Here is a 17,852-nt window from a genome sequence, read left to right as displayed (position 1 = left end):
CCCCTCCGTCGAATCAGCATGTACAGGCAGAAGCGGCACACGCAGCGCACGATCCTCACGGCGGCCGTCGCCGCGCTCGTACCGCTGGCGGTGGCCTGCGGCAGCGAGAAGAGCGGGACCGGTGAAAAGGCGGTTGGCGGCAGCAGCTCGGCCGAGCCCGCGGCGGCCGTCACCGGAGTCCGCTGGAGCATCGACAGCGTCACCGTCGACGGCACCACCCACCGCGCGCCCTCCGACGCGCACGTCACCATCGAGGCGGGCGGACGCTCCGAGGGCAGCTACGGCTGCAACACCTTCAGCGCCCGCACCGAGGGCGAGGGCGACCGCATCCGGCTCAGCGATCCGACGGCGACCGAGCGGGCCTGCGAGGGCAGGCCGATGGCCTTCGAGAACACCCTCGCCCGCACCCTCACCGACGGCGGGGAACTCAAGACCGAGGTGAACGACGGTTGGCTGACCCTCACCACCTCCGACGGGGCCACGATCCGCCTGACCAGGAGCAAGGACGCCCCGCTGCAGGGCACCGAGTGGACCGTCACCACCCCGGCGGCCGGCAGCCGCGCCCACCTCACCTTCGACCCCAGGAAGGACACGGTCTCGGGCAGCCTCGGCTGCAACGAGGTGAACGCCAGGGCCACGGTGCGCGACGGCCGTATCACCCTCGGCGTGCCGGCCGTGACCCGAATGATGTGCGAAGACTCACTCATGGACAGTGAACGCACGCTGATGAAACTGTTCGACAGCACGGTCGAGTACCGGATCGATCATCGGACGCTTACCCTGACCAGCGAAAACGGCACCAGCGTCCGGGCCGTCGCCGAGCGGTGAACCACTGAGGGGGCCGCATCCCCATTTCGGAGCAGTGCCCGGCCTCGCCTACACTCGAAGGCGTGCCACGTGGTGACGGACGACTCAACCACGACCTGCTCCCCGGCGAGAAGGGCCCCCAGGACGCATGTGGCGTCTTCGGAGTCTGGGCTCCGGGCGAAGAGGTCGCCAAGCTCACGTACTTCGGGCTCTACGCCCTCCAGCATCGGGGTCAGGAATCCGCGGGTATCGCGGTCAGCAACGGCTCCCAGATCCTCGTCTTCAAGGACATGGGCCTGGTCTCCCAGGTCTTCGACGAGACCTCGCTCGGTTCCCTCCAGGGTCACATCGCGGTCGGACACGCCCGCTACTCGACCACCGGTGCCTCCGTGTGGGAGAACGCCCAGCCGACCTTCCGTGCCACCGCGCACGGCTCCATCGCGCTCGGCCACAACGGCAACCTGGTCAACACGGCCGAGCTCGCCGAGCTGGTCGCCGAGCTGCCCCAGGACAACGGCCGCGCCCCCAAGGTGGCGGCCACCAACGACACCGACCTGATCACCGCCCTGCTGGCCGGCCAGCGCGCCGCCGACGGCGAGCCGGTGACCGTGGAGCAGGCCGCGCATGTGGTCCTCCCGCAGGTCAAGGGCGCCTTCAGCCTCGTCTTCATGGACGAGAACACCCTGTACGCGGCCCGCGACCCGCAGGGCATCCGCCCGCTGGTCCTCGGCCGTCTGGAGCGCGGCTGGGTGGTCGCCTCCGAGTCCGCCGCCCTCGACATCGTCGGCGCCGCCTATGTCCGCGAGATCGAGCCGGGTGAGTTCGTCGCCATCGACCAGAACGGTCTGCGCACCTCCCGATTCGCGGAAGCGAAGCCCAAGGGGTGCGTCTTCGAGTACGTGTACCTGGCCCGCCCGGACACCGACATCGCCGGCCGGAACGTGTACCTCTCGCGGGTCGAGATGGGCCGCCGGCTCGCCAAGGAGTCCCCGGTCGAGGCCGATCTGGTGATACCCACCCCGGAGTCCGGCACCCCGGCCGCCATCGGCTACGCGGAGGCCTCCGGCATCCCGTTCGGGGCCGGCCTGGTGAAGAACGCCTACGTCGGCCGCACCTTCATCCAGCCCTCGCAGACCATCCGCCAGCTCGGCATCCGCCTGAAGCTGAACCCGCTCAAGGAAGTCATCAAGGGCAAGCGCCTGGTCGTCGTCGACGACTCGATCGTGCGCGGCAACACCCAGCGCGCCCTGGTCCGCATGCTCCGCGAGGCGGGCGCCGCCGAGGTCCACATCCGGATCTCCTCGCCGCCCGTGAAGTGGCCCTGCTTCTTCGGCATCGACTTCGCCACCCGCGCGGAGCTCATCGCGAACGGCATGACCATCGAGGAGATCGGCACCTCGCTCGGCGCCGACTCCCTGGCGTACATCTCCCTCGACGGCATGATCGAGGCGACCACCATCGCCAAGCCCAACCTGTGCCGCGCCTGCTTCGACGGCGAGTACCCGATGGACCTGCCCGACCCCGAGCTGCTCGGCAAGCAGCTGCTGGAGACGGAGCTGGCCGCCGGTCCGGCCGCCACCGCCGCGGTCGACGCGATCCGCCGCCCGTAAGCCCGTACGTCCCACCCGAGCGAAAGATCCCAGGCAATGTCTGAGACATCCACCGGTGCCTCCGGTGCGTCCTACGCGGCTGCAGGCGTCGACATCGAGGCGGGCGACCGCGCCGTCGAGCTGATGAAGGAGTGGGTGAGGAAGGCCCGGCGCCCCGAGGTCCTCGGCGGCCTCGGCGGCTTCGCCGGCCTCTTCGACGCCTCCGCCCTCAAGCGCTACGAGCGGCCCCTGCTCGCCTCCGCCACGGACGGCGTGGGCACCAAGGTCGACATCGCCCGGCAGCTCGGCGTCTACGACACCGTCGGTCACGACCTGGTCGCCATGGTCATGGACGACATCGTGGTGTGCGGGGCCGAGCCGCTGTTCATGACCGACTACATCTGCGTCGGCAAGGTCCACCCCGAGCGGGTCGCCGCCATCGTCAAGGGCATCGCCGAGGGCTGTGTGCTGGCCGGCTGCGCCCTGGTCGGCGGTGAGACGGCCGAACACCCCGGCCTGCTGGGTCCGGACGACTTCGACCTCGCCGGCGCCGGTACGGGCGTCGTGGAGGCCGACCGGGTGCTCGGCGCGGACCGCATCCGAACGGGTGACGCGGTGATCGCCATGGCGTCGTCCGGGCTTCACTCCAACGGGTACTCCCTGGTCCGGCATGTGCTGCTGAACCAGGCCGGGCTCGCCCTGGACACCCGGATCGAGGAGTTCGGCCGCACCCTCGGCGAGGAGCTGCTGGAGCCGACCAAGATCTACTCGCTGGACTGCCTGGCACTGATGCGCACCACCGAGGTGCACGCCTTCAGCCACGTCACCGGCGGCGGGCTCGCGGCCAACCTGGCCCGGGTCATCCCCGACGACCTGCACGCGGTCGTCGACCGGTCCACCTGGACCCCGGCCCCGGTCTTCGACCTGGTCGGCCGGACGGGTCCGGTGGAGCGGCTGGAGCTGGAGAGGACCCTGAACATGGGCGTCGGCATGATCGCGATCGTGCCCCAGGAGTCCGTCGACGTGGCGCTGACCACCCTGGCCGACCGCGGTGTGGACGCCTGGGTGGCCGGCGAGATCACCGAACGCGGCGACCACGACACGGGCGCGGCGCTGGTGGGCGACTACGCCGGCTGATCACCGGGGGGGGGGCTGCCTGCTCCCGGGCCGGTGGCCCGGGCAGCGGGCAGCACGAAACCCGGTCGGTGACCTCAGGTCCCGACCGGGCCGATGCTCAATGCAAGGTCAAGCGCCGCGACGCTGCTGCGAGGACTGGTCGTCCTCGTCCTCCTCGTCGTCCTCGTAGAGGTCGGCGTACTTGGCGTACAGGTCGTCGTCGTGCTCATCGTCCGCGAAGTGGTCGCCGTTCGGCGACTGGTTCGACGTCGATGCGCCCAGCTCCTCGGCCAGGCGTGCGAGGTCCGTCCCACCGCTGTTGTACTTCAGCTGGCGGGCGACCTTCGTCTGCTTGGCCTTGGCCCGGCCGCGCCCCATGGCTCGACCCCCTCAACGACGGGGCTCGACGGCCCCAGAGTCTGACACGCGTTCATGGTCCGGAACGGACTCTCCGTGGAGAGGCCGGTCCGTAGGGCTTCCACGGTACCTGAGCCCGCGCCCATACGGTACGTCGCCCGCACGACGTGCCCGCGCCCAGGACCTTCGAGGCGCCCCGTCCTCGCTGGTCAATCGCGATTTTAACCACTTATCGGCCGGCGACCCGCCGGGAGAAGTGAGAGTTCTCTCTAACTGCCCACCGGCGGGTACCGGTCAAACGTGCGACAGGCGCTCGCGCGAACGGCCGATGCGAGGCGGTGCGAGGCGGGGCGTCCGCTCAGCGCGCCGCGCGCGCCTCGGCCATCCGCTGCTCGGCGATCCGGTCGGCCGCGGCGGCCGGCGGAATCCCGTCCGCCTTCGCACGTGCGAATATGGCGAGCGTGGTGTCGAAGATCTTCGACGCCGTCGCCTTGCACCGGTCGAAGTCGAAGCCGTGCAGCTCGTCGGCGACCTGGATGACACCGCCGGCGTTCACCACGTAGTCCGGCGCATAGAGGATCCCGCGGTCCGCGAGGTCCTTCTCCACACCCGGGTGGGCGAGCTGGTTGTTGGCGGCGCCGCAGACGACCTTGGCGGTGAGCACCGGCACCGTGTCGTCGTTCAGCGCCCCGCCCAGCGCGCAGGGGGCGTAGATGTCCAGGCCCTCGGTGCGGATCAGCGCGTCGGTGTCGGCGACCGCGCTGACACCGGCCGGGTGCCGGTCGAGGATCCGGCGCACCGCGTCCTCGCGGACGTCGGTGATGACGACCTCGGCGCCCTCGGCCCGCAGGTGCTCCACCAGGTGGTGACCGACCTTGCCCACGCCCGCGACGCCCACCTTGCGGTCCCGCAGCGACGGGTCGCCCCACAGGTGCTGCGCGGAGGCGCGCATGCCCTGGTAGACGCCGAAGGCGGTGAGCACGGAGGAGTCGCCCGCGCCGCCGTTCTCCGGGGAGCGCCCGGTGGTCCAGCGGCACTCGCGCGCCACGACGTCCATGTCGGCGACGTAGGTGCCGACGTCGCAGGCGGTGACGTACCGGCCGCCGAGCGAGGCGACGAACCGCCCGTAGGCGAGCAGCAGCTCCTCGGTCTTGATCTTCTCCGGGTCGCCGATGATCACGGCCTTGCCGCCGCCGTGGTCGAGACCGGCCATGGCGTTCTTGTACGACATGCCGCGCGCCAGGTTGAGCGCGTCGGCGACGGCCTCCTCCTCGTTGGCGTACGGGTAGAACCGCGTACCGCCGAGGGCGGGGCCCAGCGCGGTGGAGTGGATGGCGATGACGGCCTTGAGGCCGCTGGCACGGTCCTGGCAGAGCACGACCTGCTCATGGCCTCCCTGGTCCGAGTGGAACAGGGTGTGCAGGACGCCGTCAGATACGTCGGTCACTGTGGTGACTCCTGAGTAAGTAGCGGCGGGTGAGAGCAGCCCCCGTACGGGTGGCGGGGACTGTTGAGCACGAGACTAGAGCCTGCCGGGCCCGTCGTCGGCACCATGGCGGGGATCACCTCCGACCGGAGTACTCGCGTGCGACGATTTGCATGGATTCGCCGCCCGTCCGCGCGTGTCCGCCACGCGCCCACGAAAGGTTTTCACGGCGCAGCTCGGGGGAGGGAGCAGGCGTGCCCAAGGTGACCTCGGTGATCGTCCCGTACGCGACCTACCTGCGCGTGTACGAACCGCTGGCCGCCTTCCCGCAGCCCGAGCGCGACCACTGGGCGCGCTACGCCCGCCGCCCCCACCGGCCCTCCTACCAGGACGAGCTGCGCCGGGCCCTGGCCGGCCTGGTCCCCACCCCTCCGGTCGCGGTGCCCGTTCACGAAAGCGACGACGCGTTCGTGCTGGAGATCGACGGCGTGGTCTGCGTCTGCCCCTGGCGCACCCGGCTGCGCGGCTGGCAGGCGCTGGGCGAGCTGGCCGAGGAGTTCCCGCTGCCGGTGCTGGACGCGCTGCTGCCGCCGGTGGTGCGGCGGGAGGCGGCCCAGGACTACGAGCGCTGGCTGGCCGACCATCCCGACGCCCGGCCGTGGATCCGCACGGCCACCTGGCAGGTGCCGATCAACTGGTTCGTGCTCTTCACCGACGAGGAGCGCGAGTACACCAAGGGCACCGCCGACGAGGCACCGGTGCTGCGCTATCGCACCCCGATGGTCGAGGCCCGGCGGCGGGTGGCGCGGGGGCTGCGCGCGCTGAAGAACGCCATGGACGAGGGCCCGCTGATCGATGGCCTGGTGGACGTGGGGCGCTGGCTGGAGGAGTTTCACCCGCGCTCGTACGTGGAGCTCGACTACGGCGGGCTGGTGCACGCCCTGCCGTCCGGCGCGCTGGAGGACGACCACTCCGCGGCGGACGTGGCGGAGGGCATCGCGGCGCTGCGGGTGGGCGACAGGGAGAGGGCGGGCGCGGCGTACGGGCGGCTCGTGGAGCGCTGGCGGGCGGTGCGGGACCTGCGCTCGGCGAACTGAGTGCTCAGAGAGCCGTGCGTACGCAGAGTGAGCAGGCGAGCGCGAACTGCCGTTTGACCAAACGCCCTTCTTGAGGTTTCGTCTTCGCCCTGAGGCCGCGTCAACAGCCGCCCGACAACGGACAAGCGTGACGGACCGCACGCACAAGGCCCTTGCGCCGCTTGCCCACCCTCATGCCAAAATAGGACAAGGAGTCCGGGGAGGACTCCTCCGTCCTACTGTGCTCCATTGTGGGCAGAATCTCAGCATTGCACGCTTTGGGGGGTCTCGTGACTCCTGATCGCCGCTGTGACTGATCGTCACAGCGGCGTGACTGTCCGCTATGGCACGGTCCATCGGCTTCCGCGGCTGATGAACACCTGGGAGGGCAATTCCGTCGGTTTGGCCGACGCCGCTGGACAGATGGTGTAGTTGTAGTGCCGAGGACAAGCCGTTCGTCCTATAACCGACTCGACTCGCGTCCGCCATTTCGGGCAACGCGGGTCAAGGTGCAGAATTTAGAGGAAAGAACCGAGAAGGTTCGGTTCTCCCGAGGAGGCCGCTCATGACCGCTCGCACCCCTGATGCCGAGCCGCTGCTGACCCCGGCTGAGGTCGCCACCATGTTCCGCGTCGACCCGAAGACGGTCACGCGCTGGGCGAAGGCCGGCAAGCTCACGTCGATCCGCACGCTCGGCGGGCATCGCCGCTACCGCGAGGCCGAGGTCCGCGCTCTGCTCGCGGGCATCCCGCAGCAGCGCAGCGAGGCCTGAACAACTGAATATCCGGGCACATCGGCAGGTCCCCCAACCCGCCGGGGCGCCCGTCATCCATAGCTCCAAGCGACGCGGGGACTGCCCCAACAGGCCCCTCGCCCACACCGATCAGAGCTTCATCAGCCGCTGAACCTGGGTGCGTCGTCGATCGCGCTGGACCTCCGCCGGGTCCGGCGCGATCTTTTTTGTGCGTCCTGCGGGCCTCCGGGCTGCGGTTGTGCGCGGGCTTGTGGAGGCCTGTGGGGAGAGTGCAATTGCACATATTAAATTGACGCGTTGTAGGAGGGGGGTAAAGGCGGCGCTTCTGAAAACTCATGCGGTGACACCCGTCACATGCGGGGCGTCTTGATGAGCCTGTGGCATATGCGCTAAACGGAACGGGCGTTGGGGGTGTCCCTGCCGTCGTCGGGACGGGAGCCGGACTCCATGGCCAGCCGCAGCAGCCGATGGCAGATCGGGCAGTGGCGGGTGAGATGCCGGTACGACGTGGCGGCCGCCAGATGCGCCCGCAGCAGTGCACGTGCCCGATAGCTGCCTGATGCCCCCATACACCACCTCCGAGAAGCCACCCGGGAAGCGGGTCCCCTGACTTCTGGCGTACTGGCAGAGTGCGGGGCCGTCAAGACGGCCGGGAGAGCGCGCAGAAGGGCCACAGAAGCCCACGAGGCGGCCTGAGACGGGCGCCGCGCGCCCCTGGGCCGATGGGAGCGGACGGGAGCGGTCCCGCGCCGCGGGCGGGTCCAAGGATCGCCGTGGCCCGGAGCGACGAACCCCGTGGCCGAGGAGAGCGAGGCCGGCCGGGCAGCGGTGAAGCCGTGGTCCCGAACGGCGAAGAGACCAGAGGAGACCATGGGCCGTAACGGCGAGAAGCCCGCATCCGTGACGGATGCGGGCCTCTTCTCGTGCGGTCCTGACGGGATTTGAACCCGCGGCCTCCACCTTGACAGGGTGGCGAGCACTCCAAACTGCTCCACAGGACCAGGTTTCGCAGAGCGATTCGTGCTGTGCGCTGCGAGAAGAGACTGTACAGGAGCCGAGCCCCCGGGTCGAACTCACCCTGCGTGCCGATTCCGTCACGTCCCCAAGGCGTCCCCGTCACGGGGCCAGTGCGTCGATCGCCTTCACGATCCGCTTGTCCGACACCGGGTACTTCGTGCCCAGCGCGTGGGCGAAGTAGCTGACCCTCAGCTCCTCGATCATCCAGCGGATCTCCAGGACCTTCCGCGGCACCGGCCGTCCCTGCGGCATCTGCTCCAGCAGCCAGGCGTACTCGTCCTGCATCTCCTGGATCTTCTGCATGCGCGTGGTGTCCCGCTGGACGTTCGTCGGCATCTGCTGCAGCCGGCGGTCGGCGGCCACCAGATAGCGCAGCAGGTCCGGCAGGCGGTGCAGGCCCGCCTCCGTCACGAAGCCGGGCTTCACCAGCCCGTCCAGCTGCGCCCTGACGTCCTGGAGGTTGGCCAGCAGGGCGGGGCTGCGCACCGACTTCAGGCGGCGTTCGCAGGACTGCCAGGCGGCCAGCACCTGCTGCACCTGGCCCACCGTGCGGACGGTGGTGTCGACGATCTCCGCGCGGACCTTGTCGTAGAGCTTCCGGTAGGACTCCTCGTCCCAGGCCGGCCCACCGAAGTCCGCGATCAGCTTGTCGGCCGCGGCCGTGGCGCAGTCGTCGAACAGCGCCTGCACGGAGCCGTGCGGGTTGGCGGACAGGGCGAGCTTCTGGGGGTTCGTCAGCTTTTCGGACGCGAACTTCGCGGGGTTGACCGGGATGTTGCGCAGGATCAGCCGTCGGGTGCCCTTCCACATCGCCTCGGCCTGCTCCTCCTCGGTGTCGAAGAGGCGGACCGAGACGGTGTCACCGTCGTCCACCAGCGCCGGATACGCGCGCACCGGCTGGCCGGCGCGGCGGGTCTCGAAGACGCGGGTGAGCGTGCCGATGGTCCAGTCGGTCAGGCCCTTGCGCTCCAGCGACTCGCCGCCCTCACGGACCGCGCTGGCGGCCGCCGCCTTGGAGATGGCCTTGCGGGCCTTCGGCTTCAGCCTCAGCTTCAGCGCCTGCAGGTCCTTGTCCTCGTCGATCTTGCGCCGGCGCTCGTCGACGATCCGGAAAGTGATCTTCAGATGGTCGGGGACCTTCGACCAGTCGAAGTCGTCCGCCTCGAAGGGCACGCCGACCATGCGCTTCAGCTCCCGCGCCATGGTGACGGTCAGCGGTTCCTGCAGCGGCACCGCACGCTCCAGGAAGGCCTTCGCGTAGTTGGGCGCGGGGACGTAGTTGCGGCGGATGGGCTTGGGCAGCGAGCGGATCAGCTCGGTGACCAGCTCCTCGCGCAGGCCGGGGATCTGCCAGTCAAAGCCCTCCTCCTCGACCTGGTTGAGCACCTGGAGCGGGATGTGCACGGTCACACCGTCCGCGTCCGCGCCCGGCTCGAACTGGTAGGTGACCTTGAACTTCAGCGGGCCCTGCCGCCAGGTGTCCGGGTAGTCGGCCTTGGTGACCGCCTCCGCCGACTCCCGGATGAGCATCTCCCGCTCGAAGTCCAGGAAGTCCGGCTGCTCGTGCCGCTTGCGCTTCCACCAGGAGTCGAAGTGCGCGCCGGAGACGACATGTCCGGGGATCCGCTGGTCGTAGAAGTCGAACAGGGTCTCGTCGTCGACGACGATGTCCCGGCGGCGGGCGCGGTGCTCCAGCTCCTCGACCTCGCTGAGCAGCTTGCGGTTGTCCGCGAAGAACTTGTGGTGGGTGCGCCAGTCGCCCTCGACCAGCGCGTTGCGGATGAACAGCTCCCGGGAGAGCTCCGGGTCGATCCGCCCGTAGTTCACCTTGCGCTGGGCGACGATCGGCACCCCGTACAGCGTGACCTTCTCGTACGCCATCACCGCCGCCTGGTCCTTCTCCCAGTGCGGCTCGCTGTAGGTGCGTTTGACCAGATGGCCCGCGAGCGGCTCGACCCACTCCGGCTCGATCTTCGCGTTCACCCGGGCCCACAGCCGGCTCGTCTCCACCAGCTCGGCGGACATCACGAACCGCGGCTGTTTCTTGAACAGGGCCGAGCCGGGGAAGATCGCGAACTTGGCGTTGCGGGCGCCCAGGTACTCGTTCTTGTTGCCGTCCCTCACGTCCTTCATGCCGATGTGCGAGAGCAGACCGGAGAGCAGGGAGACGTGGATGCGGTCGGCGGGGGCGTCCTGCTCGTTGAGGTGGATGCCCATCTGCTTGGCGACCGTGCGCAGCTGGGTGTAGATGTCCTGCCACTCACGGATCCGCAGGAAGTTCAGATACTCCTGCTTGCACATCCGGCGGAAGGAGCTGGAGCCCCGCTCCTTCTGCTGCTCGCGGATGTACCGCCACAGATTGAGGTAGGCGAGGAAGTCGCTGGTCTCGTCCTTGAAGCGGGCGTGCAGCTGGTCCGCCTGGGTCTGCTTGTCGGCGGGCCGCTCGCGCGGGTCCTGGATGGACAGCGCGGCGGCTATCACCATCACCTCGCGGACACAGCCGTTCTTGTCGGCCTCCAGCACCATGCGGGCCAGCCGCGGGTCGACCGGGAGCTGCGCCAGCTTGCGGCCGGTCTCGGTGAGCCGCTTGCGGGGGTCCTTCTCCTTCGGGTCCAGCGCGCCGAGCTCCTGCAGCAGCTGCACACCGTCGCGGATGTTGCGGTGGTCCGGCGGGTCGATGAAGGGGAACTTCTCGATGTCGCCGAGGCCGGCCGCGGTCATCTGCAGGATGACGGAGGCGAGGTTGGTGCGCAGGATCTCCGCGTCGGTGAACTCCGGGCGGGAGAGGAAGTCGTCCTCGGAGTACAGGCGGATGCAGACGCCGTCCGAGGTGCGGCCGCAGCGGCCCTTGCGCTGGTTGGCGCTGGCCTGCGAGATCGGCTCGATCGGCAGCCGCTGGACCTTGGTGCGGTGGCTGTAGCGGGAGATCCGGGCGAAGCCGGGGTCGACGACGTACTTGATGCCGGGGACCGTGAGGGAGGTCTCGGCGACATTGGTCGCCAGCACGATCCGGCGGCCGGTGTGCGGCTGGAAGACCCGGTGCTGCTCGGCGTGCGAGAGCCGGGCGTACAGCGGCAGCACCTCGGTGAACCTGTACTGCTTCTTGTTGAGCGCGTCCGCCGTGTCCCGGATCTCCCGCTCACCGGAGAGGAACACCAGGATGTCGCCGGGCCCCTCCGCCATCAGTTCCTCGACGGCGTCGATGATCGCGGTGATCTGGTCCCGGTCGGCGTCGTCGGAGTCCTCCTCGAGCAGCGGCCGGTAGCGGACCTCCACGGGGTAGGTCCGGCCGCTGACCTCGATGATCGGGGCGTCGCCGAAGTGCCGGGAGAAGCGCTCGGGGTCGATGGTCGCCGAGGTGATGACGACCTTGAGGTCCGGGCGCCTGGGCAGCAGCTGGGCGAGGTAGCCCAGCAGGAAGTCGATGTTGAGGGACCGCTCGTGGGCCTCGTCGATGATGATCGTGTCGTAGGCGCGCAGCTCGCGGTCGGTCTGGATCTCCGCGAGCAGGATGCCGTCGGTCATCAGCTTGATGAAGGTGCCCTCGGGGTCCACCTGGTCGGTGAAGCGCACCTTCCAGCCGACGGCCTCGCCGAGCGGGGTGCGCAGCTCCTCGGCCACGCGCTCGGCGACGGTACGGGCGGCGATCCGGCGGGGCTGGGTGTGCCCGATCATGCCCCGCACGCCCCGGCCGAGCTCCATGCAGATCTTGGGGATCTGTGTGGTCTTGCCGGAGCCCGTCTCACCGGCCACGATCACGACCTGGTGGTCGCGGATCGCCTCGGCGATCTCGTCCTTCTTCTGGCTGACGGGCAGCTGCTCGGGGTAGCCGACCTCGGGCACCCGGGCCCGGCGTGCGGCGATCCGCTCCTCGGCCCGGGCGATCTCCGCCTCGATCTCGGCGAGTACGGCGGCACGTGCCTCGGGCTTGCGGATCTTGCGTGCGCCCTCCAGCCGCCGGCCGAGGCGGTGCGCGTCCCGCAGGGACACGTCGGAGAGCCGGGAGGCGAGGGTGCCGAGGGCGGGTGCGGGTGCGGGATGCGTGGACATACGGATTCCAGGATCTCATCCTGCCGAAAATCCCGGCGAATGGTTTTGCGGGGCGTCGGTGCGACATGGATGCGGCACGGAAGTGCCGGGCAGCCGGACATCGACAAGGGCCCCGACCGAACGGTCGGGGCCCTTGGGCTGTGGCTGGGGCCGGGGTCGAACCGGCGACCTTCCGCTTTTCAGGCGGACGCTCGTACCAACTGAGCTACCCAGCCACGGTGTTTCACGTGAAACACCAGCGGTCCTGACGGGATTTGAACCCGCGGCCTCCACCTTGACAGGGTGGCGAGCACTCCAAACTGCTCCACAGGACCAAGCGTGATGTACGACAGTGTCGCACACGGTGGTGCGTGCCCCCAACGGGATTCGAACCCGTGCTACCGCCTTGAAAGGGCGGCGTCCTAGGCCGCTAGACGATGAGGGCTATCGGCCCGCCTGGGCGCTTCTCAGCGCGTCGGGGACGTGAGAAGCATATGGGATGGCGGGATGGTTCGCCAAAACGGTTTCAGGAGGTGCTCGGGGAGGGGGTCGCGGGCGAGGGCCTCGCGCCGGGCTGGTTCTCCTCCGGCAGATGGCGGCTGACCTCCGCCGTGGTCATGCCGAGGCCGCCCAGCTCGATGGAGTCCCAGGCCTGGAGCCGGCGGGTGTCGCGGTCGAAGTAGAGGATCGACGCCTGGATCGGGTCGGGGCGCTTCCCCTCCACCGCGCGCAGGCCGCTGCCCCCGGTGGAGCCCTCCACGCGCAGCCGCGTGCCGTATTCCATGACCTCGGTGTCCTGGCGGTGCAGATGACCGGCCAGCACCAGCGGGACCGTGCCGTCGACCTCCCGGGCCGCGGACGGCTCGTGCACCACGGCCACGTCCACCGGCCGGCCGGCGGCCCGGTGGTCGCGCAGGGCGGAGGCGAGGCGGGCGCCCGCCAGTTCCTGGGACATCTCGGCCCCGGCCTTCCTGGACCGGTCGGGCGTGAACTGGGGGTCGCCCATCCCGGCGAAGCGCAGGCCGGCGATGGTCCTGGCGCGGCCGTCGTCGAGGACGTGGACGTTCTTCAGGTCCTGGAGATGGCGCTGGGTGATACGGGAGTCGTGGTTGCCGCGGACCCAGACATAGGGGGCGCCGAGGTCCTCGATGGGGTCGAGGAAACCGTTCTCGGCGGCGGTGCCGTGGTCCATGGTGTCGCCCGTGTCCACGATCACGTCGACCTGGTACTGGTCCACCAGCGAGGCGATGATCTTCCAGGCCGCCGGGTTGAGGTGGATGTCCGACACATGCAGCACCCGGATGGTGGTGGGGTCGGGCTCGTAGGCGGGCAGCGTGGAGGTGGCGTCGTACAGCTTGGTCACATTGCTGACCAGGCGCGCCAGTTCCTTCTGGTAGACGTCGAACTCGGTGACGATGCTGCGCGCGTCGCCGACCAGCGAGGGGGCCGAGGAGAGCAGCCCGGAGAAGCGGGGCTCCAGCACGGAGTCCGGGTTCCAGGTGGCGTACGCGGTACCGCCGGACGCGGCGAGCAGGGCGAGGGCGAGACCCCCGGCGGCCAGCGCGCGGCGCGGGCGCCGGTAGACCAGCAGGCCGAGCGCGGTGGCGCCGGTGACCACGGCGACACAGGAGCGCACGGCCAGATCGGCGGTGCCCCGGGTGACGTCCCGGGCGACCTCGTCCTGCAGGCCGGAGAGGCGTTCGGGGTGGTCGACCAGGGCCTGGGCGCGGTCCGGGTCGAGCTGGTCGACGTTGACGTCCAGGCGGACCGGGGCGATGTGGCTGTCCAGTTCCAGCGCGCCCAGCGGTGAGACATTGATCTTCGTGCCACCGGTGAACGAGGGCCGCAGGGCCATCGTGGTGTTCATCGGGCCGACCGGGACCCGCACATTGCCCACCACGAGCAGGCCCAGCCAGGCGCCGACGACGACCACGGTGATCAGCCCGAAGGCGCGCAGCCAGGGGCTGCGCTGCGGCGCCAGGCCGATCGTCTCCGGTGCGCGCCGGCGGGAGCGGTGGCGTCGGGGAAGCCGGATGTGGTGCATGGCGTTCATGACGGCGGCGGGGACGCGGGCCATTGATCCCGTATGCCCATACAGAGTGCCTGATATGCGGGGCGCCGCGCTGGACTCGTACGGACGGGTCGTACCTGACAATGGCTGATGTGCTGGAGATGACACGCGAGGAGTTCGAGGAGCTGGTCGCGGAAGCGCTCGACCGGATTCCGCCGGAGCTGACGCGGCTGATGGACAACGTCGCGGTGTTCGTCGAGGACGAGCCGCCCGCCGACGATCCCGAGCTGCTGGGGGTGTACGAGGGGACCCCGCTGACCGAGCGCGGCGAGTGGTACGCCGGGGTGCTGCCCGACCGGATCACCATCTTCCGCGGGCCGACGCTGAGGATGTGCGAGTCGCGGGAGGACGTGGTCGCGGAGACGGAGATCACGGTGGTGCACGAGATCGCGCACCACTTCGGGATCGACGACGCCCGGCTGCACGCCCTCGGCTACGGATAGGTCCCCGGGCACGGATACGGATACGGGTCGACCACGGATACGTCCAACGGCGTGTCCTCTTGCGGGCAGGGGGAGTTGGGCATGGCAACCCGCTACTCCCATCGGAGGTGGCCCCCGTGCCCCGCAAGCTCGTTCCCGTCCGCCTGGCCGCCACGCTGGTGGCCGTCGCCGCTGCCGCCGGCTGTATGAGCGTCGGCGAGGACGGTGCGGGCGGGGGCGCCAAGCCGACGCACTCCGTGAAGCCGGGCGGCAAGGTCCCGGACGGGGCGGCCGCACCCGGCGGCGACTCCGGGCACGGGGTCGCGGCCGGCGAGGGCACGGCCGCGGACGGCGAGCGCGCGGAGAAGGAGAAGAGGGGCAAGGACGGCAGGAAGCGGTCCGAGAAGTCCGCGCGTCCCGGCACCTCCCCGTCCCCGGGGGCGAGCCGTTCACGGCCGGCCGGCGGCGGGCCGGGCGGACCCGCGAAACCCACCCCCGACGAGCGGCCCGTGCCGCAGCAGCCCACCTGGACCCCGGACCCGCAGCCCACGCCCACGCCGCCCGAGCCGTCCGGTGAGCCGGAACCCACCGCCCCGGAGCCCTCCTCCTCGGCGCACGAACCGCCGCAGACCCAGCTGGCGCAGCGGGAACCCGCGCCGGAGGCGGGGGTGCCGGCGTAGACGTGACACACTTCGGTCCGGTCGATGTGACATACTTCGCTTCGGTCGACGTGGCACACTTCGACCGGACCGCCGCCCCACCGCGCTGACCTGCCGCGGTGCTCCCGGACCGGGACCCGGTTTGCTTTCGGGGCCCCCGGGTGCGTATGGTGGCAGATCGTTTGATCCTATTTGCCCGGCGCCACTGCAGAGCGCGCCGTGTGGCGCGTACTCTCTCCCTTGCCGTGGTGGACCGCATCGAGGCGGTCGTATTGCGAATCGCGAATCACGGAGTTGACGGGCGCGTGCCGAAGAGACTCCGGAAGGTTTCGCATTCGTATGCCCATCGCCAGTACCGATCACGTCGTCGTGCCCGAGAACTCTGAGAATGCCGCCGACGGCATCCAGAACCTCGCGGACACCGGCACCACCCCCGAGACGGCCCCCGAGGTCACGTTCGCCGATCTCGGCCTCCCCGAGGGCGTCGTGCGCAAGCTCGCGCAGAACGGCGTGACCACTCCCTTCCCGATCCAGGCCGCGACCATCCCGGACGCCCTGGCCGGCAAGGACATCCTCGGCCGGGGCCGCACCGGCTCCGGCAAGACCCTCTCCTTCGGTCTGCCGACGCTGGCGCAGCTCGCCGGCGGCCGGACCGAGAAGCACCGGCCGCGCGCCGTCATCCTGACCCCGACGCGTGAGCTCGCCATGCAGGTCGCCGACGCGCTCCAGCCCTACGGCGACGTCCTCGGCCTGAAGATGAAGGTCGTCTGCGGCGGCACCTCCATGGGCAACCAGATCTACGCCCTCGAGCGCGGCGTCGACATCCTCGTCGCCACGCCCGGCCGCCTGCGCGACATCATCAACCGCGGCGCCTGCTCGCTTCAGAGCGTGGAGATCACCGTCCTCGACGAGGCCGACCAGATGTCCGACCTGGGCTTCCTGCCCGAGGTGACGGAGCTGCTGGACCAGGTCCCGGCGGGCGGTCAGCGCATGCTCTTCTCCGCCACCATGGAGAACGAGATCAAGACGCTCGTCGACCGGTACCTGGACGACCCCGCCACCCACGAGGTGGACGCGGCCCAGGGCGCGGTGACGACCATGTCGCACCACATCCTGGTCGTGAAGCCCAAGGACAAGGCGCCGGTCACCGCGGCCATCGCCTCCCGCAAGGGCCGCACCATCATCTTCGTCCGCACCCAGCTCGGCGCCGACCGCGTCGCCGACCAGCTGCGCGAGGCGGGCGTCAAGGCCGAGGCGCTGCACGGCGGCATGACCCAGGGCGCCCGGACCCGCACCCTGGCCGACTTCAAGGACGGCTACGTCAACGTCCTGGTCGCCACCGACGTCGCCGCGCGCGGCATCCACGTCGACGGCATCGACCTGGTGCTCAACGTGGACCCGGCCGGCGACCACAAGGACTACCTGCACCGCGCCGGCCGCACCGCGCGCGCCGGCCGCACCGGAACCGTCGTCTCCCTCTCCCTGCCGCACCAGCGGCGCCAGATCTTCCGGCTGATGGAGGACGCGGGCGTCGACGCCACGCGCCACATCATCCAGGGCGGCGCCGCCTTCGACCCCGAGGTCGCCGAGATCACCGGCGCCCGGTCGATGACCGAGGTCCAGGCCGAGTCCGCGGCCAACGCCGCCCAGCAGGCCGAGCGCGAGGTCGCCCAGCTCACCAAGGAGCTGGAGCGGGCGCAGCGCCGCGCGGCGGAACTGCGCGAGGAGGCCGACCGGCTGATCGCCCGGGCCGCCCGCGAGCGCGGCGAGGACCCGCAGGCCGCGGTGGCCGAGGCGGCCGAGGCAGCCGCCGGGGCGGAGATCTCGCTGCCGGAGCAGCCGGCCGCGCGCGACATGGACCGCACCGAGTACGTGCCCGCTCCCGCCGAGCGCCGCGAGCGCCGCGACGACCGTGACGGCGACCGCGGCGGTTTCCGTCGCGACGAGCGTCGTGACGACCGGGCCGACCGTGCTGGCCGTTCCTTCGAGCGGCGCGACGACCGGGGCGGCTTCAACCGGGACCGTGACCGTGGCGGCTTCCGCCGCGACGACCGCCGTGACGAACGGGGCGGCCGCTCCTTCGACCGTGACCGCGACCGTGGCGGCTTCCGCCGCGACGAGCGTCGTGACGACCGGGCCGACCGTGCTGGCCGTTCCTACGAGCGCCGTGACGACCGCGGCGGCTTCAACCGCGACCGTGACCGCGACCGCGGTGGCTTCCGCCGTGACGACCGGGGTGACCGCGGCGGCCGTTCCTTCGAACGCCGTGACGACCGCGGCGGGTTCGGCCGCGACCGTGACCGTGGCGGCTTCCGCCGCGACGAGCGCGGCGGCCACCGCGGCAGCGACCGTCCGTTCAACCGCGACCGCCAGGGCGACCGTCCGGGCTTCCGCTCCGGCGGCCACGACCGCCCGTCCCACGACCGCCCCTACGGCCGTCGTGACGACCACCGCGGCGGCTCCTTCGGACGCCGTGAGGACAAGCCGCGCTGGAAGCGCAACGGCTGACCCGGCGAGCGAAACCGACCG

At 70.5% G+C, this 17,852-nt stretch carries 13 protein-coding genes and 4 tRNA genes; 8 read left to right on the top strand and 9 right to left on the bottom strand.

The annotated features are described in order from the left end of the window. Positions 1-18: 18 nt before the first annotated feature. From ABD207_RS17225 to purM, 3 genes are all read left to right on the top strand, one after another. Entirely contained in the window at positions 19-828 is an 810-nt protein-coding gene (locus ABD207_RS17225) for an META domain-containing protein (protein WP_344013950.1), read from the top strand. 62 nt (positions 829-890) lie between these two features. Then, positions 891-2,417: an amidophosphoribosyltransferase gene (gene purF / locus ABD207_RS17220; protein ID WP_344006059.1), complete on the top strand. Its 1,527-nt coding sequence runs from the start codon at positions 891-893 to the stop codon at positions 2,415-2,417. 36 nt (positions 2,418-2,453) lie between these two features. After that, complete coding sequence (purM, locus tag ABD207_RS17215; RefSeq protein WP_344013948.1) at positions 2,454-3,533, top strand: phosphoribosylformylglycinamidine cyclo-ligase; 1,080 nt, start codon at positions 2,454-2,456, stop codon at positions 3,531-3,533. Positions 3,534-3,641: 108 nt separating this feature from the next. Here purM and ABD207_RS17210 read toward each other — a convergent pair whose 3' ends face one another. Together ABD207_RS17210 and ABD207_RS17205 are read right to left on the bottom strand one after the other, a co-directional pair. After that, complete coding sequence (locus ABD207_RS17210; RefSeq protein ID WP_344006063.1) at positions 3,642-3,890, bottom strand: DUF3073 domain-containing protein; 249 nt, start codon at positions 3,888-3,890, stop codon at positions 3,642-3,644. Positions 3,891-4,227: 337 nt separating this feature from the next. After that, positions 4,228-5,316 carry a Leu/Phe/Val dehydrogenase gene (locus ABD207_RS17205; protein ID WP_344013946.1) on the bottom strand — a complete coding sequence of 363 codons (1,089 nt, stop codon included), beginning with the start codon at positions 5,314-5,316 and terminating at the stop codon, positions 4,228-4,230. 233 nt (positions 5,317-5,549) lie between these two features. Here ABD207_RS17205 and ABD207_RS17200 point away from each other — a divergent pair, with 233 nt between their 5' ends. Together ABD207_RS17200 and bldC are read left to right on the top strand one after the other, a co-directional pair. After that, positions 5,550-6,392 carry a DUF8083 family protein gene (locus tag ABD207_RS17200; protein ID WP_344013944.1) on the top strand — a complete coding sequence of 281 codons (843 nt, stop codon included), beginning with the start codon at positions 5,550-5,552 and terminating at the stop codon, positions 6,390-6,392. Between the two features lie 544 nt (positions 6,393-6,936). Next, the gene (gene bldC / locus ABD207_RS17195) at positions 6,937-7,143 is read left to right on the top strand and encodes a developmental transcriptional regulator BldC (RefSeq protein WP_003949541.1); all 207 of its coding nucleotides are present in this window, start codon (positions 6,937-6,939) and stop codon (positions 7,141-7,143) included. Positions 7,144-7,514: 371 nt separating this feature from the next. Here the strand turns inward: bldC and ABD207_RS17190 are convergent, their stop codons facing one another. From ABD207_RS17190 to ABD207_RS17160, 7 genes are all read right to left on the bottom strand, one after another. After that, positions 7,515-7,694, bottom strand: a complete 180-nt coding sequence (locus tag ABD207_RS17190) for a DUF6274 family protein (RefSeq protein ID WP_344013942.1) — start codon at positions 7,692-7,694, stop codon at positions 7,515-7,517. Between the two features lie 357 nt (positions 7,695-8,051). Beyond that, a tRNA-Asp gene (locus ABD207_RS17185) sits at positions 8,052-8,126 on the bottom strand. 115 nt (positions 8,127-8,241) lie between these two features. Then, complete coding sequence (gene hrpA, locus ABD207_RS17180) at positions 8,242-12,192, bottom strand: ATP-dependent RNA helicase HrpA (protein WP_344013940.1); 3,951 nt, start codon at positions 12,190-12,192, stop codon at positions 8,242-8,244. A gap of 141 nt (positions 12,193-12,333) precedes the next feature. Beyond that, positions 12,334-12,407, bottom strand: a tRNA-Phe gene (locus tag ABD207_RS17175). Between the two features lie 24 nt (positions 12,408-12,431). Further along, positions 12,432-12,506, bottom strand: a tRNA-Asp gene (locus ABD207_RS17170). Positions 12,507-12,543: 37 nt separating this feature from the next. Then, a tRNA-Glu gene (locus ABD207_RS17165) sits at positions 12,544-12,616 on the bottom strand. A gap of 81 nt (positions 12,617-12,697) precedes the next feature. Next, positions 12,698-14,248, bottom strand: coding sequence for a metallophosphoesterase family protein (locus ABD207_RS17160; RefSeq protein WP_344013938.1), 1,551 nt, complete (start codon positions 14,246-14,248; stop codon positions 12,698-12,700). Between the two features lie 86 nt (positions 14,249-14,334). Here ABD207_RS17160 and ABD207_RS17155 point away from each other — a divergent pair, with 86 nt between their 5' ends. The 3 genes from ABD207_RS17155 (at position 14,335) to ABD207_RS17145 (ending at position 17,831) form a co-directional block, all read left to right on the top strand. Further along, positions 14,335-14,685, top strand: coding sequence for a metallopeptidase family protein (locus tag ABD207_RS17155; RefSeq protein WP_167996835.1), 351 nt, complete (start codon positions 14,335-14,337; stop codon positions 14,683-14,685). A 116-nt stretch (positions 14,686-14,801) separates the two neighbouring features. Beyond that, entirely contained in the window at positions 14,802-15,344 is a 543-nt protein-coding gene (locus tag ABD207_RS17150; RefSeq protein ID WP_344013936.1) for a hypothetical protein, read from the top strand. Positions 15,345-15,662: 318 nt separating this feature from the next. After that, positions 15,663-17,831 (top strand): DEAD/DEAH box helicase, encoded by a 2,169-nt coding sequence (locus tag ABD207_RS17145; protein WP_344013934.1) that lies wholly within the window; start codon positions 15,663-15,665, stop codon positions 17,829-17,831. The last annotated feature ends 21 nt before the right edge of the window (positions 17,832-17,852 follow it).

It is taken from the genome of Streptomyces thermospinosisporus (assembly GCF_039526425.1).
Classification (GTDB): Bacteria; Actinomycetota; Actinomycetes; order Streptomycetales; family Streptomycetaceae; genus Streptomyces; species Streptomyces thermocarboxydovorans.
Note: the sequence above shows the minus strand (reverse complement) of the source record. Positions and strands in the feature narration are given on the sequence as shown.